This is a genomic window from Bacillus cereus group sp. BfR-BA-01310, from assembly GCF_022664325.1.
Taxonomy (GTDB): Bacteria; Bacillota; Bacilli; order Bacillales; family Bacillaceae_G; genus Bacillus_A; species Bacillus_A paramycoides.
Genome location: NZ_JAKUHD010000001.1, coordinates 507,039 through 527,977 on the forward strand (window position 1 = coordinate 507,039; position 20,939 = coordinate 527,977).

Genomic DNA, 20,939 nt, shown 5'->3' on the forward strand with positions numbered 1-20,939 from the left:
TTATTTCTCTGGGTTTAATTGACGAAGCTCTTGTTTAATTTCAGTTTTTGCTTTTGTCTTCTCATCAATTTCTTTAATTACACGTGCTGGAGTTCCTGCAACAACTGTATATGGAGGCACATCTTCTGTTACAACAGCTCCTGCTGCTACAACTGCACCTTTACCTACTGTTACACCTTCTAAAACAACTACATTTGCACCAATTACAACATCATCTTCAACGATAACTGGTTTTGCAGAAGGCGGCTCAATAACACCTGCAAGTACAGCACCTGCACCTACATGGCAATTTTTACCAACTGTTGCGCGTCCACCAAGTACTGCGTTCATGTCGATCATAGAACCTTCACCAATTACAGCACCGATGTTAATTGTTGCATTCATCATGATAACTGCATTGTCACCAATTTCAACATGATCACGAATAATCGCACCTGGCTCGATACGAGCTTTAATACCTTTTAAATCAAGCATCGGAATTGCAGAATTACGACGGTCGTTTTCTACAACGTAGTCAACGATGTGCTTTTTATTTTCTTCAAGAATTGTCTTAATTTCAGACCATTCTCCGAATAAAACACCAGATTTTTTATTTACAAATGCTTGTACTGTTTCAGGGAATGTTACCTCTTTTAATTCCCCTTTTATGTATACCTTTACAGGAGTTTTCTTTTCACTTTTTTGAATAAACGAAATAATTTCGTTAGCGTCCATCATTTTCATTCTTGTTGCCTCCTAAATCCATTTATATTGTTACTCTACCAAACGATAGAGCGAGTAGCAAGACAATAATCTTATTTTTCCATTTGAATTTCTTCTATAATTTCTAAAAATGCTTGCACTTGCTTCAATTGTCTCGCTGAGTCACTCGTCAATAACCATGTTTCTCTCGTTAATTGAACAGGTGTTTTATACATATTTTCCTGCACTTCTTTTAAAACCGTCGAAGGTAAAAGAGCATAACCTATACCATTTAAAACGAGCTGTTTGCACGTTTCAATTTGGTCAACTACAATCGTCCGTTTAGGTGGATTGGAAAATAACCCATACCACCAATTTTGTATTTGTCCATAGTAGGTCGAGTCACTTTTAAATTGAATAAATGGTCTATTCGTCTCTTTTAACATCGAAATATCTTTTATTTCTTTATCAACTAAATATAATTCGTCTTCAAACAATTGTTGCTTTTGTCCTTTATATTCTTGTGACCCTCTTAATATAGCGACGTGAACGTCCCCTTCATAAAATTGCTTTTGAACTTCACTACTCCAGCCAGTGAACAGAGATATCTTCACAGAAGGATACTTATGCACAAATTTTTTCAAAACAGGCGGAAGCCAATATTGACCAATGACTGACGCAACAGCTATCTTTAGCGTCCCGTAAGTTTCTGTTCTAAAAACAGCCAGTTCACTTTTTATATCTTCTTCCTTTTGCAACATTTCTTTTGCATAATTTGCGACTTTTTCCCCTTCAGGTGTAATTGTCAATCCTTTTTGTGAACGGATAAAAAATTTCATTCCCCATTGTTTCTCCATAGATTGTAATCGTTGGCTAAGCGCAGGTTGGGAAACAAATAAACGTTCCGCCGCTTTTCTCATATTTGATTCCTGAGCTAACACAACCATCATTTGAAAATCATCAATTTGCAACTTTCTCCCTCTTTCCTTAGCTTCCATACACCTAATTTCAATAAGCTTTTCATCCTTAATTTAATTAAACACTTTTATACAGAAGAACGATTTTTCAGCTCAAACTTTTCTTATGTTTTATGTCTTTTTAAATATAATACATACACTACTGATATGCACGAAAAAAAGTGACTTCTTCTTTTCTATGAAGTCACTTTTTTCACGTTATCGATTATGCTGTCTCACTTTTTTATTCAACAATTTTAAAATAGCTCGACGTGTTAAAATCCCCTCGAAGTACCCTTCTTCATTGACAGCGCAAATAAAAGGATGATCAATTGTCATTTCTAAAGCTTTTGCAAAGGAATCTTCTAACATAAGAACTGGAATATCTTCCTTCATCACTTGTTCCACTTTCATATTCTCAAGTCTTTCAAACTCAATGCGCTCTAACCCTAAAATACCGTCTAAAATCATAGCAGTACTAATTAACCCATGTAATTTATACATAGGATCTAGAACAGGAATCGCCGAATATCCAGATTTCACAAGAACGAGTAAAGCATGTTCTAAACCATTCCCTATTTGGACATGTGCCACCTTCTCTGATGAAATCATTAAATCCTTCACAAGAATTTGTTGAAACTCGTCTTTCGGAATACTAATCATGTTACATCCCCCATCTTCCCTTTTTCCTGCTAATATTCTCGATCCTATTCACATTTTATGATAGCGTTTTCATATTATTATTTTGTCCTTACGTTATTCTAATAAAAATAAAGATACACAGCTATTTTAGCATACAACACAAAAAAAAGACTACCATTCCGGTAGCACTTAATACCCTTTATTTTTTAATCGGTAAAATAATCTTGTTATTTTTTTATATTGTGTCACATCTGTCTTTTTTAAACCATTCTCAATATCTGTAAGCTCCACAGCTAAAATTTCGCTCGCGTAATTTTGCTGAAACAGAATATCCAGTAATAAACTTTCTTCTTCTTTTGTTAAAATTAATTCCTTTTCCATATACTCCTCTCCTTACACTCGCATCGTCACCCTTATTATATAAAATTTTCAACCTATTTAATAGATGTAATATTCAGTTTTTGACAATTACATTTAAAAGCCGCAAATATATAGAAATCGTTTCGTACTATTTAGTATATCGATTTGCATAACTAAACGCCGCATAAGAATCCGGTTTAATTTTTGCGGTTAATCCCATTGCTTGAATTTTCATCGTCATATCTAAAATAAATTCTTTTGTTAAACCATCATTCCCGATATCTAAATGAATTTCCATTATGAACCCTGCCCCTTCTTGAGCGTATGGGTGCAATAAATCCCATATTGTTTGTATACGATTGGGAGTAAATAGACAGGCGATTTCTTGACTAAACTGTGTTTCTAAATATATCTTCTCACGCAATGTTTCTGGCTTGTTTTTTACTGATTTATGGTGCAAACATCCCCATGCTCCTTTTCCAACCCGATGAATATGTATCGCTGTAATAAACCTCGTATCCTTTTGATGCGCTTGTGAGTCTGTCCCAATAGATAATCGATATAAATTTCGTGGATCCTTTTCAATGAAACTGCAAATGCGGTTAAAGACCATATCAAAATTCAAATGTCTCTCTGAAACATTATAAAATGTATGCTCACCGTCCACATAGTCACGTCCTTTCAATTAGACAGACTTTTCGTATTCTCATTGTATGGGACAAAAACAAAAATTATAACTACTATCCTTTATTCGTTTCAATATTTCGAATTACATAATGACAAAACCTACACGTATAAATTATATTTTGATTAGACTGGGCGGTTAATACATGAATAATTTCAGCGTGATTGTGGCAATTCGGACAAATAACAATCGGTAAGCGTTCCATTCTTCACACCTCCTATTTTATATTTACTACCATTGTAGGAAAAACAAAAAATTCCTATACATATACGTTTGTAAAAACTCCTTTATATGATCGGGACTAAAAATGCGATTTTCACTACCTGTATAGCTTTTTAAGTAATATAACTAAAAAAGGTACTACCATTTGGCAGTACCTTTTTTATATGTATCAAGAAATGATATCGTAAATCTCAATTGCAACCATGTCGATGTTATCGAATTGATACACTTGAGGTTTTTCACCTTGTTGATACACTTCTAACTCATACATTTCACTTTTATCGAAAAATTTCACGCTACATTTGCGCTCACCGTTCACTTCAAAATAGCGTTGTGCTACTTCACCGCTTTCAGCTTGTTCTTGTAGACTAACAAGTCGAGTTAAAATTCCTTGGAGTAGAGACATGAAATCTCTCCTTTCTCTGATCTTCCTACCAATAGGTTTTACAGCTATACTCATTCTATCCGTCATAGCAGAAAAAATGTTCCACACTCTAGGATAAAGGTTCTTGGCCAGAAACTCAACTAAAATTTGTCGAAATACGAAGTAAAAAGAAGAAAGTTCATCTTTTCTCTTCTTTATTGCGATTTTTATACTGGCAGAATATAATAAAAAACAGAAAAAGGGAGGAATTACAATGAAAAAAATTGAGCTTTATACACAACCAGATTGTCCGCCATGTGCCATTGTAAAAGAATTTTTAAAACATAATAACGTTACATATGAAGAATTTGACGTAAAAAAAGACGTTGCCGCTCGCAATCGCCTTTTACATGACTATGACTCCTATTCAACTCCAACAGTTGTAATTGACGGAGAAGTTGTCGCAGGTTTTCAAATCGAAAAATTACAGCAGTTATTAAATATAGAATAGGAATAGGAAGACACCTATTCCTATTTTTATAATTGTTGTAACCTTTTTATTTCAGTTAAAAGTTCCTGACTTTCATGATACCCTGCTAATTTCCATTTCCCGTTGTCCTTTTGCAATGTCACAATTTGATATTGTCCACTTTTCGCCCGCTCATATACATATAAATTTTTATGCTCTTCATCATAAGACATTTTTGTTTCTGAATTAAAGGAGAAAGGAGCTTCTTTTGCCGGAAGTAAATATTCACCACTCTGCTTATCATTTCTACTGTTTTCATCTGTAAAAACTTGAAGGAAATTATCTGTAAAATACGGTGATAACGTCTCTATCATCCTATTCATTGGCAAATGCTTCCCACGGATTGAAAATTGTGTCTCATACCCTTTTTGTATCGTTGTAAATACTTCTTTCCGATCCACTTTTACTTCTTCTTTTCCTAAAACAGTTGTGACACTATAGCCAACTAGAAAGGCAACACATACAAATAGAACAAACCATATTCCATATTTCCTCATTTTTTCACCTTCCCTTTAAAGAGCTTGTCTTTGTAGTATTCATTGTAACAATGATTATGCAAAGAAAGGGATGATTTCGTTCGTAAAATCTTTACAACGATAGACAGCATTTTCATCATCATTTTCACTATTACCAATTTATGATAAAAACAAACAAAAAAATGCACGAATCTCTTCGTGCATTAAAATAAAACATCTTCTTCATATAAATATTCATAAGATAAATCTATAAATAAAAAGTTTTCATCATCAATTGGGAAAGAAAATGTTCGTACCATTTCACCAGTTTCGATATCAGCATATAAATCTGAAAGTCTTGCCTTATTCTCAAAACGCATTTTCATTATATTCTCTAGAAAATACGGGCGCCAACTCCAGTTCTTCCTATAATACTCTGGCATAATGATCCATTCACCATCTTTTTTCATGATATTACCCGATTGCTGAAAACCATCTTCATTACAAATAAATATCCGAAAACTATATTGTGATACGCTTTGGCTAAATTGTAATAACCAATCATTTATATCTTCATTCTTTTTTTGTTTGGATAAAACATCTCCAATTTGATTACGTAACATCTCTGTTAAATTATAAATTTTTTGTAATTTCTTCTTTTCATGCTGAATAAATTGGTGACATTCATTACCAAGTCGCTCTTTTAAAACATTTGTTTCAATAAAATCTGGTAAACATTCTTTCAAATAATTACCTTGATAATATCTACCACCGTTTTTCCAAGCATATTGCAGTTGATAAAAAGCATCTATTTCTTCATATAACAATGTTGCACCAATTCTTCTTGCAAGTAATGATAGGGAATATAAAATATCTTGATAAGATTGTAAAAGTGCAGTTTGCCTTAAATTTGTTAAATCTACTTTTAAAATATCCGGCGCTAACACGCTAATACGCTCTAAGTTACTTGTACCTGTTCCAACTTTATTAATCGAAATTTGAATACCGTATGTACGATAGTACATAAGTAAATGATTAAATTGTTCTATATCTTCTTTACATTCATGTTCTGTTATCTCTAAAACAATGCATTTCAAGTTTAAACCTTGTTTTTCATACATCAACAAAAGTTGAAGTAAACTTTCATCTTCATCATTCATTAATACATTAGCATTCCGATGTATAAATAATAATAATTTTTGATCGCTTTCTAAATACCTATGTAAAGCTTTTTCTACAATAATGTTATCTGCTTCAAGTTGGAACTCACTCGGAATAGAATCATCATGAAAGAAAGAGGCTAAACTTTGTATGCCCTCTTCTGTTTGAATACGTCCTACGACTTCATATCCAATTACTGTATGCTCATCAGCACTAAAAATAGCTTGATAATAAGGAAGGACTTTATCCAAGTTACTCATTACATCTAATGCATCTATCAACGCGCTTCCCTCCCTTTACTTTTCAAAATTATAACACGATATTTACGGAAAAATAATAAAAAATCCCTTCAGTGTTCCTGAAGGGATTAGAGGGGTAAAATGCTAAGGGGAATTAGCAATTCTACTATGAAGAAAAAAGAGGTCTTAAATATAACGTATATATCCCCTCTTGTAAACACTTTTCTTTCACATGTCACAATTTCGTCATATTTTACCGCGAAGAAATGAATAAATCATTCATTTTTTCATCCCTTTTAAAATGGATATTGATGCAAATGTTGGCCACCATCCATTGTCATACAAGTTCCATTTATGTATGCAGCTTCATCTGAACATAAATAATAAGCCAGACCCGCAATTTCTTCTGGTGTACCCAGTCTACCAAGTGGAACACTTTGCAATGTACGCTTAGCCATTTCTTCTGAAATCCATAATTTATCGGCACCACCTGTGCGTTCAATTGGTCCTGGTGCGATAGCGTTAACTCGTATTCCATATTTACGTCCCCACTCAACAGCAAGTGTTTTCGTCATTGCTAATACTCCAGCCTTTGCTGCAGCTGAATGAATAACTCCTGGACCTGCATCCCATGCATATGTTGCCACCATGTTAATGATATTTCCTTTTATACCTTTCTCAATCCAATATTTCCCGACAGCATGGCTACAATAGAACGTTCCATTTAATACAATATTAATGACAGAATTCCAGCCATTTACAGATAAATCCTCTGCTGGACAAATAAAATTTCCAGCTGCATTATTTATTAGAATATCAATTCGTCCAAACTTCTCATCAATATGTTCAATCATTCTTTGAATATCATCAGTATTGCGTACATCCATTTGTACAGGTAATACTTGCCCTGGGAACTGTTCAATCTCTAGCTTTGTTTCTTCTAGCTTTTCTTTCGTACGCCCTGTAATAACAACTCGTGCCCCTTCTTTTGCAAAACGAGTCGCCATTCCTTTCCCCATTCCACTCGATCCACCTGTTATAATAACTACTTTTTCTTTCAATTACATCCCCTCCTAAAAATGAATACACATTCATTTTATCATTTAATTTGATAGAAATCTTTATATTTTTAAAGTTTTCTGATATTTTAATGTAGAGAAATTTCTTTCTCTTCTATTTTTCTTAATTTATACTACTTTTCTCGAATCTAAAATATATTTTAAAAAACAAACTGAAAGGAGATTCGAGTAACCTGTATATGGAATACATACCTTTGCTGTAAACCTAATAGGTATACTCACATTATTATGAAGCAAATTACAAGAAGGAAATTTTTAAAAGTTGGAATACGCACTTGTCTATATTCATTTATAACCGCTAGCATCGGCTATTATTATGCGAAATATATAGAACCTCATTGCGTCTCTTTTACAAAACATACACTTAAATCACCACTCATACCAGGAAGTTTTCACGGTATGAAGATCCTTCAATTTAGTGACTTACATCTTGGATACTATTTCTCACTCCAACAGCTATCTCAAATCGTTTCCAAAATCAATGCCGAAAAGCCAGATATTGTCCTTTTTACTGGTGATCTCATTGACAATTACCAAACATATACTGAAGCTCCTTTTGTTGCATCCATTTTAAAAAATATAAAAGCACCATTCGGTAAATTTTCTATTTATGGAAATCACGACCACGGCGGATATGGAACTGAATACTATGATCACATCATGCGTGAATCTGGTTTTGAACTTTTACAAAATAAAGAAACACGAATTCGTTTATTGGATAATAGTGAAATTTCCATTTTTGGAATCGATGATATACTACTAGGCAAGCCAAAAATAGAGGAAACATTACAACATGCCCAGCAAAATATTTATACAATTGTTCTTGTTCACGAGCCAGATATCGCACCCAAAATCGCTACATATCCAATCAATCTTCAACTTTCTGGTCATAGCCACGGTGGACAAGTACAACTTCCTTTTTTAGGTGCTATTATTACCCCAGCCCTCGCGAAATACTACATTGAAGGTTTCTATAACCATCGAAATTTGACTCTCTATGTCAATCGAGGTCTTGGAAGAACACGTGTCCCATTCCGCTTTATGGCTAAACCTGAAATTACGCTTTTTACCTTGCAACATTCGTAACATATATTTGCCTATTTTCTTATACATCCTTTCTTGTACGCGCTCATCCACACTTGGTTCACCATATGATAAAAGTGAGTCCAGTAAAGGAGGTTTGTTCATGTATCCATATTATCAACCAGTCCCAGTTCGTTCAGCACCTATTGGTCCAGTCAGCGACTCACGCTTCTTTCCATTTTTCGGCGTTCCATTTCTAGCTGGAATTGCTGGAGGATTGCTCGGTGGAGCATTAGCTTTCGGCCCTAGACCGTTTTATCCGCCATATCCACCGCCTTTCCCACCACCAGCACCTTTCCCTTGTTACGGAGGGCCTTGTCAACAACCATTCTATTATTAATTTAAACCAACGAACCGATTCATCACATGCCTATAATAAAAACTATTCTCTTTACTCATTCTTCCATTTATGGAACATATGATAGAGAAAAAAGTAAAAACCTCTTAATTGCAATAAGAGGTTTTTACTTTTTTTCATTATTCAGCGTCTGTATTTTGATACGCCATCTTAAATAAGTTCACTTGGCTATCAATTTCTTCTATACTACTATTAATTATGTAGTAATAGTCACCATCTTTATTTTGTTCACGTGTTTTCACGTTATCAGCTAAAATAAGCTGTAAAATTGCCTTTATTCTCGCTTTCATTTCAATATCTAAAATTGGGAAGGATATTTCTACTCGTTTTTCCATATTTCGCGTCATCAAATCAGCTGAAGATAAATATATTTTTTCATCGCCATTATGATGGAAATAATAAATACGACTATGTTCTAAATATCTTCCAACAACACTAACTACACGAATATTTTCACTTACATTTGGAATCCCAGGCCTTAAACAACATGTCCCTCTAACGATGAGCTCTACCTTTACCCCAGCTTGTGATGCTTCATACATTTTTTTTATTAATGGTTTATCTGTTAATGAATTCATCTTAGCGATAATATATCCATTTCCATATTGTCTATGATAACGGATTTCCTCATCTATTAAGTCCATAAATTGCTCTCTTATATCAAACGGTGCAACAGATAGATGATGAAAATGCGGTTTCGTTGTATAACCACTCAAATAATTAAAGAAATTCGTTGCATCTACACCAAAGTCTTTTCGCGATGTAATATATCCAAAATCAGTATACAACTTCGCTGTTGCATCATTATAATTTCCTGTTCCAAGATGTACAAACCTTTCGATTTTCCCGTTTTTTCTCCTTACAACAAGTGTGATTTTACTATGCGTTTTTAAGTGACTTACTCCGTAAATAACGTGACATCCAGCCTGTTCCAGTTCTTTAGCCCAATGAACATTATTCTCTTCATCAAACCTCGCCTTTAATTCAACCAATACCGTCACTTGTTTTCCTTTTTCAGCCGCCACCTTCAAAGCCTGAATTATTGGGGAGTCTCCACTTACACGATATAATGTTTGTTTAATCGCAAGTACATTCGAGTCCTCTGCCGCATCACGGACAAAATCAACGACTGGCTGAAACGACTCAAAGGGATGGTGTAATAAAATATCATGTTCTATCGCTTTTTCAAATACATCTTCCTCATCACCTAAATCTTGAGGAGGTTGAGGAATAAGGGCCGGATATACAAGATGCTCATATAAAGGCGCTAATTTTTTATATAAGGAGAATAAACATGTTAAATCTAGCGGTCCATCCATCATGTACACATCTTCATCTTTTACTTCCAACACCTCATATAGTAACGCCAATACTCTTTCATCAATGTGTTCTTTACCGACCTCTAAACGAACGGCAGCTCCCCACTTACGCTTTTTCAATTCTTTTTCAATTACTTTTAATAAATCGCGTGCACCTTCTTCATGAATTGTTAAATCCGCGTTACGTGTAATACGAAAACGAGTAACTGATGATACTTTATATCCTGTGAATAATTTATGGGTAAAACCACTAATTACATCTTCTAATAAAATAAATTTATGCTTTTGTCCCTCACTCGGTAAAAATATGAAACGCTCAAGTAATGAAGGTACTTGCACAATTCCTAACTTCGTTCGATTTTCTTCCTCAGCTTGCTTCTCATCATATAAAATAGTAGCTAAATTCAAACTTTTATTTAATAACATCGGAAATGGACGATACGCATCAATAGCTACAGGGGTTAAAACTGGAAATATTTGTTCATCGAAATACTCCTCGATAAATTCCCTTTGCTCTTTCGTCAAATCACGGAATGTTAAACGTTCAATCCCCTCTAGTTCAAGCGCCGGTAATACATAATTTTTAAATGTGTCATACTGCACAGTCATTAACTCATGAGCTTTTATCGCAATCTTATTTAACTGTTTCTTCGGTGTTAAACCTGCCTTATTTTCTGGCTGATTAAATCCGGCACTTACTTGATCTTTCAAACCTGCTACGCGCACCATAAAAAATTCATCTAAATTTGAACTGAAAATACTAATAAACTTTAATCTTTCTAAAAGTGGATTATTTTCATCTTGTGCTTCTTGTAGTACACGTTCATTAAACGCTAGCCAGCTTAATTCACGATTATTATAATAAGCTGTATCATTTAAATTTACTAAATTCCCCTTTAGCAATTCCATTCTCTTCACACTTCCCTTTGAAACTTTTTTAATATAATTTAGTTCCTTTTATTTTATCAAATTACAATATTCTAAAGTGTTAATTTTTTGTAAAGACATCCGTACCATTTATTGTTTTAATTCGAATACTAAGTTAATATTCGTTTTTAATACTCTTTCTAGCTGTTTTTTTTGTTTTTCCGCTTGGACTTTTTCCGCTAATGCCGATTGTTCACATAAAATCCTGAATGTTAAACCTTCTTTACTTTCCGTTATATATATCGTTTCAATAAGCGGCCTTTGTCTCACATTTAAAGCAGCCGAAAATTGTAATACAGCCCCTAATAATCGAATTTTCTTTTGTTCACTTTTATCAAACCACCCTTCAAACAGTGCCAAATGCTGTTTAAATAACATTTTTGATTTATAAGAAGCTATAAGTGCTAATCTAACTCGATCTTTATGCATCATACCATCAATTGTTTTGTTCGCTAGTAAGTAAAACGTATGTAAACGGCTCGCTTCTTCATCTATATATTTTCCAATATTAAATACTTTCGCTGCTTGATGGAATATTTCCCAGTCTTTCGCTGACATAGAAATGAGTCCAACTCCTTCAAGTTTTTTACAGATTAATGTTCCTAGTTTAATAAGTTGAATAACAAATTCCATATCTAATTCGTATTCATATGATAATAAATGTAAACTTTCTTCCACTACATTCGGATAGTATGAAATCCCCAAATCTTTCGTTAATTCTTCATAGAAAACACCTTCTCTTAATCCTTTTTTGCTTAATACAAAAGCCGGTGCCTGTATAACATTAACAAGCATATGAAATACTTCGACAGCTGGAATAATTGTATCTGCTCGATCTTTTGCTAATCCTTCTAATTTTTGAAGTTCTATGAATGATAATTGTTTTAATTCATCTTTCACATTTTTAATATCTTCTTCTTTCATTTTGTATAAATGTAGTCCAGCTATAGGATAACAAATTAAATTTTGATGGATTTTCACCATGTTCCTCGCACTACCCCCAATTGCGATAAGAGGCAATTTTTTATCGATTATCCATGGTAGCGTTCGGAATTGACTACATAAATACCTTCTAATCTCATCTAACTCCTCTATAGTAGGAATATCACCTTGAATAAATTGTTGCTTTAAAGAAAGTGCTCCAAAAGGAAAGCTGTGGTATTCTAAAATTTCTCTATTACGGAAGTATGTAACTTCTGTACTTCCCCCACCGATATCAACTGTAATTCCTTCTGAAAACGAAGTAGAATTCATAACTGCTAAATAACCATAACGTGCTTCTTCATATTCTGATAAAACTCTAAGAGTAAAATCTGTTTGTCCTTCAACAAGTTTTTTAATTTCATCTTGATTCTCAGCCTGTCTAATTGTTGCCGTTGCAACACAAAGTACATGATGCAACTTATAGAATCGTGTACTTTCTTGAAATTGAAATAATGTTTGCAACAACACTTCTATTCCTTCTTCAATTAATACACCATTGACTAAATAATTTCTTAGCCTAGCAACCACTTTCGTATTTTCAATCTCTTTATAAAAACCCCCGTTTTGTTTTTCATAAATAACTAAACGCATTGTATTGGAGCCTATGTCTATAATGGCATATTGTTGTTTTAATATTTCTTTCAAACTTCTCACTCTTTCATTATCAAATTTCTAAAACATATTCTATCACTATTATACAAAATAGTTGTTTTTTGTAACAATATTGCTTTAATATTGAAAATATATACAATCACTTTTTGCATATAATAAAAACCTATTTTATTTATGTTATAATAAGGAAAACTTGAAAGGAGATTCAATATGAAACCTTCACAACCACAATCTCAATTACATAACCAACATTCTATTAACAGACTAGCTCAATCTATTTTCGTTGTGAATCGACATGCTAAAGCTGCAACTAATCCTAAATACTTATACTGGTTAAAAAAGACCGCTTTAGAACGTCTCATTGCTGAAAAAAAAGCTATCAAAGAAGGATTACATTTTTCTAGAAATCCGCGTTTTAGTCAACAACAATCTGATGTTCTCATACGTTTAGGTGATTATTTTTTCCATATCCCTCCTACGAAAGATGATTTTCGCACCCTACCACATCTTGGTCATCTTGAATCCTCCTATCGAAATCCGAAAACAACCTTATCTTTAACTATTGCAAAAAAAACACTTCAAGATTATATTGGTCCGGAAGCAGTAAAACAAGAAAAAAAATTAAGCGAACCAGTTCCATGGTATAGCCGTACCTATACAAAAAAATAAAACAGTTTGGCCTAATATAGGCCAAACTGTTTTATTTTTTATCTTCTTTAATTTTAATATTTGCTTGCTTATAGAATGCAACTTTTTCTGTATTATATGATTTTGTATATTCATTAAACTTATCTTTTTCTTGCTCAATATCCTTATAAGATTGGTTTACTGTCTTTACTTTCTCACTAATATCTTTTAATTTTGTCCCTTTATCTTGTAGCATTGTATACAATTCTTTTTCTTGCTTTAAAGATTTATTATAACTATCATACATTTTTTTAAATGAATCATGTCGTTTCTCATAAGTACTCTTTACTTTATCCGCCTGGTCCTTTAATTTATTATCTTCAATTTTCCCCACATACTTATCAGCTGACTTCACTTCTTCTTGCGCTTTATTTAAAGCATCTTTTTCTTTAATAAGAACTTTTTCTCGTTCATCTGTATTTTTCACTGCTTGATCAAGCTTTTCCTTAACAGCCTGATTATTATCTTTTCCTTCTTGAACAATTTGATTATATAATGCTTGTCCTTCTTTCTCTAATGATTCAAGCTTTTTCGCATCTTCAAACATTGTTTTTTCTTGCTTGGCAGCATTCTCAAATGCAACATATAGTTCCTCTTCTGGTTTCGGACCGAAACAACCAGCTAGTAAAGTCATTGATAATGCAGTTACAATTGCTAATTTATTATATTTCAACATCTATTCCTCCTATTAATAAACGATCATCGCGCCAAAAATCCCATGCAAAATGTGTAAATTCTTCATCTATTTCACCCTCACATCTTTTTACGAAGATCATCAATAATTATTTATCATGCTTGTACAGTTTCTCTCTTTTCTTGCACAAATTTAGTACTTAAAATTACGTTTTTCGTTTCTACATTTGTATTATGTAGTAGTTTCAAATTATGTAATAGCTTCAAACACAAAGGAATTTACCTCAGTTTTAATAACTGCAAGAACAACTATAATAATTCACCTGATAAAAGATGATCGTTGGTCTCTCACGTCTATCATTCCATCATTCCCTTTCCGCTTTCTATCAAATAATCTCTTTGTCCATTTTACACAGTACAAAGGTTATCTCACAACAACTTACAAATATTCTTTTAATTTCCTAAAAAGGAAAAGTGTAGAGCTTATTTTCCTCTACACTTTTAAAATAAAACGCATTGTGCAAAATGCATTGACACATCCAACATAATTATATGCTGATTACATATATTTTTAAAGGATTTTGTTACAAAAAAATGTTTTTTGTAACAAAATCCAAAAAAATGTTACAGGAAAATTTCTTCATATCATACTTCTTCAAATCAAAGTTTCACTCATCACCTTGCAAATTTCTATAATTATACAATTGATTTTGTGCCTCAAAAAGAAAATCTATCAGATATTATGCGCTTACTAGCTGGTTTTTTATTATCATTAAAACTACTATTTAAATCTTTCGGAATAAACTTCATTACAAACGATCAAATTGACGCTATAGTAAATGTTAGTTCATTTCTATTCATTCTATATGTTGGATACAAAAATAACTATGTAGGAAAAAAAGGGATAGAACAAAAGAAATTACTCAAGAAACACAATCTTCATTAAAAAAGGAACCTTTCACTCAGGTTCCTTTTTATCATTGCCTTACAACCACTTCATTTGTTTGCAGTGGGCCATATGATAATCCTTTATATTGACATGTGTATGTAGCTTGAAATACTGAATTTGGAGGAGCTTTCTCTTTATTTGCTTTTATTTTACAAATTAATTCCACTTTTTCATTTGGTGATAAATTATCGATTCGCCACCTTACAAGCTGAAATAAAAATTCACTTATCCCCTTATCTGTCTTTAAAGAATTGGGGATATACGCAAAATAGTCACGAATCATATGACTTACGACAACTCGTGAAATCATTTCAACTCCTTTATTTTCAACTTCAAGACGAATAATAAGTATATCATTGACATCAAAGGCTAGTTCATATGAAAATTTTTCTTTATACATACTACGGATTTGCAATGTGACGGCTACATTAGGAATTTCCGTTTCTTTTTTTGAACCATCAATCCACAAAACAGGCTGCAACGGTATAAAATACCTTCCTTGATCCGAAATTCGTTTCCATATTTTCATAATGTAAATTCACCTCATTCCAGATGTATCATCTATACAACTTTATTCTGCCTATCTACATAATAAATCACACAAAAAAATATTGGAACTTGTTACAAACAGCATTAATTATTTCTCTTCCTTTTATCCTATTCGACAATATAAAGAAAAAACCATTTTTAATAGGTGACAGGGGCTATTCTTTATTAAATATTTTTTTACATTTTCCCTCATTGACTATGTAATAACGTCAAGTCTTACTACCCGTAAATAACGGGATAAGAGAATAATTTGGTGAAAGAAAAAGTTTGCCTTTTAGTCAAATTTGACTATAATATAATTTATGATTTCTAATCTTTATATCATGTCAGTGCAATTTTTTATAAATAAATCCGGAACGAGACAAACTGTACATGAAGTTTTTTATGCACTGCACCCAAAAACTTAAGTTAGTTTAATTTTTATTAAAGGAGGGCTATATTTGGAAACACAACTATCAAAAAAAGACTCAAGCAAAACAAAATTTGTTGTTGCTGGTTTATTGCTTGGTATTCTAATGGCAGCAATGGATAATACAATAGTCGCAACCGCGATGGCAACTATCGTCGGAGACCTAGGAGGGTTCGACAAATTCGTTTGGGTCACATCTGCATACATGGTAGCAACAATGGCCGGAATGCCTATTTTCGGTAAGCTGTCTGATATGTACGGACGAAAACGTTTTTATATTGGTGGACTAATTCTTTTCTTATTCGGTTCTGCCCTTTGCGGGACAGCATCAAGTATTGAACAACTAAGTATTTATAGAGCCATTCAAGGAATTGGTGGCGGCGCTCTTATGCCTATCGCATTTACAATCATGTATGATATATTCCCACCTGAAAAACGAGGGAAAATGACAGGACTATTTGGTGCTGTTTTCGGGACATCTAGTGTTTTCGGACCTTTATTAGGTGCATATATTACAGATTATATAAGCTGGCACTGGGTCTTCTATATTAATATTCCATTAGGACTTATCTCCTTCTTCTTCATTACTAAATACTACAACGAGTCTCTAGAATATCGAAAACAAAAAATTGACTGGGCTGGCGCCATTACACTGGTCATTAGTATCGTTTGTTTAATGTTTGCTCTAGAACTTGGCGGTAAAGAATATGCATGGAATTCTAATGTAATTATTGGTTTATTTACAGCAGTTGTTATTATGCTTATTATTTTCTTCTTCGTAGAAAGAAACGCGATTGAGCCTATTATTTCTTTCCATTTATTTAAAAAGCCTTTATTTGCAGCCAGCCAAGGGGTTGCCTTTTTCTATGGTGCAGCTTTTATCATCTGCACAGTTTATATTCCAATCTTCGTTCAAGGTGTTCTCGGTGGTTCGGCCTCAAATGCTGGATTAATTTTAACACCAATGATGGTAGGGTCTGTAATCGGGAGTCAAACTGGTGGACAGTTAGCTTCACGAACAAGCTATCGTAACATTATGATGGTATCTGGAGCTTTCTTCGTTCTTGGTATTTATTTACTAAGCACCTTAACAATGGAAACACCTCGTACACTCGTAACAATGTTTATGATTCTCGCTGGACTTGGAGTTGGATTCTCCTTCTCAGTTTTAAGTATGGCATCTATTCACAAACTAGAAATGAGAGATCGCGGTTCTGCTACATCAACAAATTCATTCTTCCGTTCACTAGGAATGACCCTTGGTGTCACTATTTTCGGTACGATTCAAAATCATATCTTCACTGATAAATTAAAGGCAGTCTTTCCTCCTGAATTAGCAAAAATGGCACCAAAAGGTGGAGACACCAGCTTCTTATTATCACCAAACGCTACTGAAAAGCTACCACCTGAAATACTAAGCGGAATTAAGGATGCCCTTGCAACATCTATTGCTAATACATTTTTTTGGGCACTTATCCCAGCTATACTAAGTATAATCTGTATTTTACTTATGGGAAAAGAACGTCTTTTAACAGGACCAAAAACGAAACAAAAACAAAAACAAGTAAGCTAATATGGAAAAATGAAACGGTATATCCCTTTATGAAAGAGGATATACCGTTTATAATATGTATAAAATTTCTATATACAGGAGTTGAGACAGCATGAGTATGAAATTAGTCATTCTCGGCTTGCTACTCGAAGGGGATAAGCATCCATATGAAGTACAGCACATAATGAAAGAAAGACAAATGGATTGTTATATTAAATATGCCAAGGGATCACTATACTATGCCTTCGAGCAATTAGAAAAGCAAGGTGCAATTCGTGTTACAAATATTGTTCGAGATACGAATAGACCAGATAAAACAATCTTCCATATAACCGAGGAAGGAAAAAACCTTTTCCATACTTTATTATTAAAACAATTTGAAGCAAAAAACCAAATATATAAACCAATTTATTCAGCGCTCTCTTTCGCTCACTTTAGTGACGAACAAGCACTAGTTCCTATTTTAGAAAAAAAGAGAGATGATACGGTTCAATACTTACATACAATGCAAACAATATACGATCATAACAAACAAACAGTACCTCGTGCCCAACTATATATTTTACAGAGCGTCATTGAGCATATTAATGTTGAATTGCGCTGGCTAAACACACTCCTAAAAGATGCAACTGCAAGTCGCCTTTCAGAAATAGGAGTAGAGACTGATTAAGTTTTTCTAAAAGAGGTATCACCTCTTTTAGAAAAACTTAATCCCACCATTTTGTTACAGTTCAAAACGACCTCATTCTAGTATAAAAACCAGCCTAAATATTTTCAAAATTACAAATACAGAGAAGTAAAAACTTTAGAATTTTCTTATTTTAAAACAGTAGACAAAATTCCAAAAATTATGTTAGAATTTGTTTCAATATCATATCGCTTGTTAAATTCCTTTCAAAAGGAAAATAGGTACACGAAAATTTTATTTCGTGTTTAAAAGGGAAGTTTGGTGAAACTCCAACACGGTCCCGCCACTGTAAATGCTGAGATTTCTTTTTTGTGCCACTGTGAAAACGGGAAGGTGAAAGAAATTATATGAAGCATAAGTCAGGAGACCTGCCTATTTTAACAACACTGATAGACTCACGGATGATGATGAGGTGTTAAGAACAAAAAGGAAGGCTTATTTTCTATGCCTTTATGCTTTTTGTTATAGGTATTTCCTAGTAAACGGAAATGCTTACTTTCAATTAGGGAGGAATTTGAAATGGCAATTCAAACAAGTAACTTAGGTTATCCACGTATCGGACTACAACGAGAGTGGAAAAAAACATTGGAAGCTTTTTGGTCCAATAAAATTGATGAAGAGACATTTTTAACGACAATGAAAGACATCCGCCTTCAACACGTAAAGGTACAGCAAGAAAAAGGAATTGAATTAATTCCAATAGGCGATTTTACATATTATGACCACGTTCTGGATACAGCCTACATGTTAGGATTCATCCCATCACGTTTTTCAGAGTTTACATCTTATCTTGATGTATATTTTGCAATGGCACGTGGATCTAAAGATCATGTTGCTTCTGAAATGACAAAGTGGTTTAACACAAACTATCATTATATTGTTCCTGAATATGAAGAAGGGTTACAAATCTCTTTAAAAGACAATCGTCCCCTTCGTTTATATGAAGAAGCAAAAAAAGAATTAGGCGTCGATGGAAAACCAGTTATTTTAGGACCTTATACATTCCTAAAACTAGCAAAAGGTTATACCGAAGATCAATTTGCCACTATTTTAAAACAGCTAGTTGCACCTTACGTACAATTATTCTCTGAATTACACGAAGCTGGAGCACAAATTATTCAAGTTGACGAACCAATCTTTGCATCTTTAACAAAAGATGAAATTAATCAAGCGAAAGAACTTTACGAAGCTATTCATAAAGAAGTTCCAAATGCTAACCTTATTCTACAAACATATTTTGATAGTGTAGAAGAAAACTATGAAGAAATTATTACATTCCCTGTTTCTGGTATTGGATTAGACTTTGTTCATGGCAAAGAAGGTAATGTAAATGCTATTTCAAAATATGGATTCCCAGCTGATAAAATTTTAGCTATCGGTTGTATAGATGGACGTAACATTTGGAGAGCTGATCTTGATGATATACTTTCTTTATTTACAACATTACAAAATCAAGTCACAGTCGAAGGTTTAATTGTTCAACCTTCTTGTAGCTTATTGCATACTCCAATTGATAAAACAGAAGAAAAGCATTTATCAACCGAACTATTTGATGCACTTGCATTTGCCAATCAAAAGTTAGAAGAACTAGTCCTTATCCAATCTGCTCTTACTAAAGGTGTTGAAAGCATCAGTGACGAGCTGACAACATATCGTAATGTACATCATGCAATCCGTTCATCAGCTGCACGTAATCGTGAAGATGTAAAAGCAGCGCGTACAGCACTTAAAGAAGATGATTTCTCACGTCCTCTTCCATTTGAAAAAAGATATGAATTACAGCAAGTGGCTTTACAGTTACCACTGTTACCAACAACAACTATCGGTAGCTTCCCACAAACGACTGAAGTTCGTCAAACACGTAAACAGTGGCGTAACGGCGATATTACAAATGAACAATATAATCAATTCATTGAAAAGGAAACTGAGAAGTGGATTCGTTACCAAGAAGATATTGGTCTTGATGTCCTAGTACACGGTGAATTCGAAAGAACTGACATGGTCGAATACTTTGGTGAAAGACTTGCTGGCTTCTCCTTTACTAAAAATGGATGGGTACAATCATACGGCTCTCGCTGTGTGAAACCACCTGTTATTTATGGCGATGTTGCCTTTATAAATGGAATGACTATTAAAGAAACTGTATATGCACAAAGCTTAACAGAGAAAGTAGTAAAGGGTATGCTAACTGGACCTGTCACTATTTTAAATTGGTCATTCGTTCGAAATGACATTTCAAGAAAAGAAGTTTCATATCAAATTGCATTAGCACTTCGTCATGAAATTGAATTACTTGAATCTTCCGGAATTAGGGTAATCCAAGTCGATGAGCCAGCACTTCGTGAAGGAATGCCGTTAAAAGAAAAAGATTGGAATGCATATATTACATGGGCAGTTCAATCATTCCTTTTAGCAACATCTTCTGTAGAAAATGAAACACAAATTCACACTCATATGTGTTACAGTAACTTCGAAGATATTGTAGATGCAATTCGCGCATTAGATGCAGATGTTATTTCCATCGAAACATCAAGAAGTCATGGGGAATTTATTGATACATTAAAACATACAACATATGAAAAAGGAATTGGTCTAGGTGTATATGACATTCATAGCCCACGTGTCCCAAGTAAAGACGAAATGTTTACAATCGTAGAACAATCTTTACAAGTATGTGATCCTAAATATTTCTGGATTAATCCAGACTGTGGTTTAAAAACTAGAAGAACCGAAGAAGTTATACCTGCCTTAGAGTATATGGTTCAGGCAGCGAAAGACGCTCGTTCTCTCCTAAAGACAAATGCATAATAAAAAAA

General features: G+C 33.5%; 22 protein-coding genes and 1 riboswitch. Of the genes, 8 read left to right on the top strand and 14 right to left on the bottom strand.

Going from position 1 to position 20,939, the window contains the following annotated elements:
- From dapD to MR109_RS02570, 7 genes are all read right to left on the bottom strand, one after another.
- Window positions 1-723, bottom strand: coding sequence for a 2,3,4,5-tetrahydropyridine-2,6-dicarboxylate N-acetyltransferase (gene dapD / locus MR109_RS02540; RefSeq protein ID WP_048374043.1), 723 nt, complete (start codon window positions 721-723; stop codon window positions 1-3).
- Window positions 724-794: 71 nt separating this feature from the next.
- Window positions 795-1,679 carry a LysR family transcriptional regulator gene (locus tag MR109_RS02545; protein ID WP_025147731.1) on the bottom strand — a complete coding sequence of 295 codons (885 nt, stop codon included), beginning with the start codon at window positions 1,677-1,679 and terminating at the stop codon, window positions 795-797.
- A gap of 177 nt (window positions 1,680-1,856) precedes the next feature.
- Window positions 1,857-2,300, bottom strand: coding sequence for a cyclic-di-AMP-binding protein CbpB (gene cbpB, locus MR109_RS02550; RefSeq protein ID WP_002173221.1), 444 nt, complete (start codon window positions 2,298-2,300; stop codon window positions 1,857-1,859).
- A 168-nt stretch (window positions 2,301-2,468) separates the two neighbouring features.
- Window positions 2,469-2,660: an antirepressor AbbA gene (gene abbA / locus MR109_RS02555; RefSeq protein WP_002173222.1), complete on the bottom strand. Its 192-nt coding sequence runs from the start codon at window positions 2,658-2,660 to the stop codon at window positions 2,469-2,471.
- A gap of 127 nt (window positions 2,661-2,787) precedes the next feature.
- Window positions 2,788-3,306 (bottom strand): ribonuclease H-like YkuK family protein, encoded by a 519-nt coding sequence (locus MR109_RS02560; protein ID WP_242270852.1) that lies wholly within the window; start codon window positions 3,304-3,306, stop codon window positions 2,788-2,790.
- A gap of 73 nt (window positions 3,307-3,379) precedes the next feature.
- Window positions 3,380-3,529 carry a hypothetical protein gene (locus MR109_RS02565; protein WP_002173224.1) on the bottom strand — a complete coding sequence of 50 codons (150 nt, stop codon included), beginning with the start codon at window positions 3,527-3,529 and terminating at the stop codon, window positions 3,380-3,382.
- A gap of 186 nt (window positions 3,530-3,715) precedes the next feature.
- Window positions 3,716-3,952: a YkuJ family protein gene (locus MR109_RS02570; RefSeq protein WP_000055151.1), complete on the bottom strand. Its 237-nt coding sequence runs from the start codon at window positions 3,950-3,952 to the stop codon at window positions 3,716-3,718.
- A 232-nt stretch (window positions 3,953-4,184) separates the two neighbouring features.
- On the opposite strand from MR109_RS02570, the gene MR109_RS02575 reads away from it, so the two are divergent.
- The gene (locus MR109_RS02575) at window positions 4,185-4,421 is read left to right on the top strand and encodes a glutaredoxin family protein (RefSeq protein WP_002173225.1); all 237 of its coding nucleotides are present in this window, start codon (window positions 4,185-4,187) and stop codon (window positions 4,419-4,421) included.
- 26 nt (window positions 4,422-4,447) lie between these two features.
- On the opposite strand, the gene MR109_RS02580 is transcribed toward MR109_RS02575, so the two are convergent.
- From MR109_RS02580 to fadH, 3 genes are all read right to left on the bottom strand, one after another.
- Entirely contained in the window at window positions 4,448-4,936 is a 489-nt protein-coding gene (locus MR109_RS02580; protein WP_002173226.1) for a DUF3993 domain-containing protein, read from the bottom strand.
- 182 nt (window positions 4,937-5,118) lie between these two features.
- Complete coding sequence (locus MR109_RS02585; protein WP_242270854.1) at window positions 5,119-6,336, bottom strand: EAL domain-containing protein; 1,218 nt, start codon at window positions 6,334-6,336, stop codon at window positions 5,119-5,121.
- Window positions 6,337-6,590: 254 nt separating this feature from the next.
- Entirely contained in the window at window positions 6,591-7,355 is a 765-nt protein-coding gene (fadH, locus tag MR109_RS02590) for a 2,4-dienoyl-CoA reductase (RefSeq protein ID WP_002173228.1), read from the bottom strand.
- 246 nt (window positions 7,356-7,601) lie between these two features.
- Between fadH and MR109_RS02595 the strand changes: the two genes are divergently transcribed.
- Both MR109_RS02595 and MR109_RS02600 read left to right on the top strand, forming a co-directional pair.
- Window positions 7,602-8,459, top strand: coding sequence for a metallophosphoesterase (locus tag MR109_RS02595; protein ID WP_242270864.1), 858 nt, complete (start codon window positions 7,602-7,604; stop codon window positions 8,457-8,459).
- Between the two features lie 100 nt (window positions 8,460-8,559).
- Window positions 8,560-8,796 carry a hypothetical protein gene (locus MR109_RS02600; RefSeq protein ID WP_242270866.1) on the top strand — a complete coding sequence of 79 codons (237 nt, stop codon included), beginning with the start codon at window positions 8,560-8,562 and terminating at the stop codon, window positions 8,794-8,796.
- A 137-nt stretch (window positions 8,797-8,933) separates the two neighbouring features.
- Here the strand turns inward: MR109_RS02600 and MR109_RS02605 are convergent, their stop codons facing one another.
- Together MR109_RS02605 and MR109_RS02610 are read right to left on the bottom strand one after the other, a co-directional pair.
- On the bottom strand, window positions 8,934-11,042 hold the full coding sequence (locus MR109_RS02605; RefSeq protein WP_242270868.1) for a polyphosphate kinase: 2,109 nt from the start codon (window positions 11,040-11,042) through the stop codon (window positions 8,934-8,936).
- A gap of 108 nt (window positions 11,043-11,150) precedes the next feature.
- Window positions 11,151-12,689, bottom strand: a complete 1,539-nt coding sequence (locus tag MR109_RS02610) for a Ppx/GppA family phosphatase (RefSeq protein ID WP_242270873.1) — start codon at window positions 12,687-12,689, stop codon at window positions 11,151-11,153.
- 177 nt (window positions 12,690-12,866) lie between these two features.
- Between MR109_RS02610 and MR109_RS02615 the strand changes: the two genes are divergently transcribed.
- Window positions 12,867-13,325 carry a YkyB family protein gene (locus MR109_RS02615; RefSeq protein ID WP_025147723.1) on the top strand — a complete coding sequence of 153 codons (459 nt, stop codon included), beginning with the start codon at window positions 12,867-12,869 and terminating at the stop codon, window positions 13,323-13,325.
- A 31-nt stretch (window positions 13,326-13,356) separates the two neighbouring features.
- Here MR109_RS02615 and MR109_RS02620 read toward each other — a convergent pair whose 3' ends face one another.
- Window positions 13,357-14,019 carry a YkyA family protein gene (locus MR109_RS02620; protein WP_048374050.1) on the bottom strand — a complete coding sequence of 221 codons (663 nt, stop codon included), beginning with the start codon at window positions 14,017-14,019 and terminating at the stop codon, window positions 13,357-13,359.
- Window positions 14,020-14,688: 669 nt separating this feature from the next.
- Here MR109_RS02620 and MR109_RS02625 point away from each other — a divergent pair.
- Entirely contained in the window at window positions 14,689-14,922 is a 234-nt protein-coding gene (locus MR109_RS02625; RefSeq protein WP_025147721.1) for a phage holin, read from the top strand.
- Between the two features lie 31 nt (window positions 14,923-14,953).
- Here the strand turns inward: MR109_RS02625 and MR109_RS02630 are convergent, their stop codons facing one another.
- Window positions 14,954-15,454 carry a hypothetical protein gene (locus tag MR109_RS02630; protein WP_048374052.1) on the bottom strand — a complete coding sequence of 167 codons (501 nt, stop codon included), beginning with the start codon at window positions 15,452-15,454 and terminating at the stop codon, window positions 14,954-14,956.
- Between the two features lie 460 nt (window positions 15,455-15,914).
- On the opposite strand from MR109_RS02630, the gene MR109_RS02635 reads away from it, so the two are divergent.
- The 3 genes from MR109_RS02635 to metE all read left to right on the top strand — a co-directional run bounded on the left by MR109_RS02635 (window position 15,915) and on the right by metE (window position 20,931).
- On the top strand, window positions 15,915-17,456 hold the full coding sequence (locus tag MR109_RS02635) for an MDR family MFS transporter (RefSeq protein ID WP_025147719.1): 1,542 nt from the start codon (window positions 15,915-15,917) through the stop codon (window positions 17,454-17,456).
- A gap of 91 nt (window positions 17,457-17,547) precedes the next feature.
- Window positions 17,548-18,105 (top strand): PadR family transcriptional regulator, encoded by a 558-nt coding sequence (locus tag MR109_RS02640; RefSeq protein WP_071718778.1) that lies wholly within the window; start codon window positions 17,548-17,550, stop codon window positions 18,103-18,105.
- A 220-nt stretch (window positions 18,106-18,325) separates the two neighbouring features.
- Window positions 18,326-18,513: riboswitch (cobalamin riboswitch) on the top strand.
- Window positions 18,514-18,642: 129 nt separating this feature from the next.
- The gene (gene metE / locus MR109_RS02645; protein ID WP_242270874.1) at window positions 18,643-20,931 is read left to right on the top strand and encodes a 5-methyltetrahydropteroyltriglutamate--homocysteine S-methyltransferase; all 2,289 of its coding nucleotides are present in this window, start codon (window positions 18,643-18,645) and stop codon (window positions 20,929-20,931) included.
- Window positions 20,932-20,939: the final 8 nt, after the last annotated feature.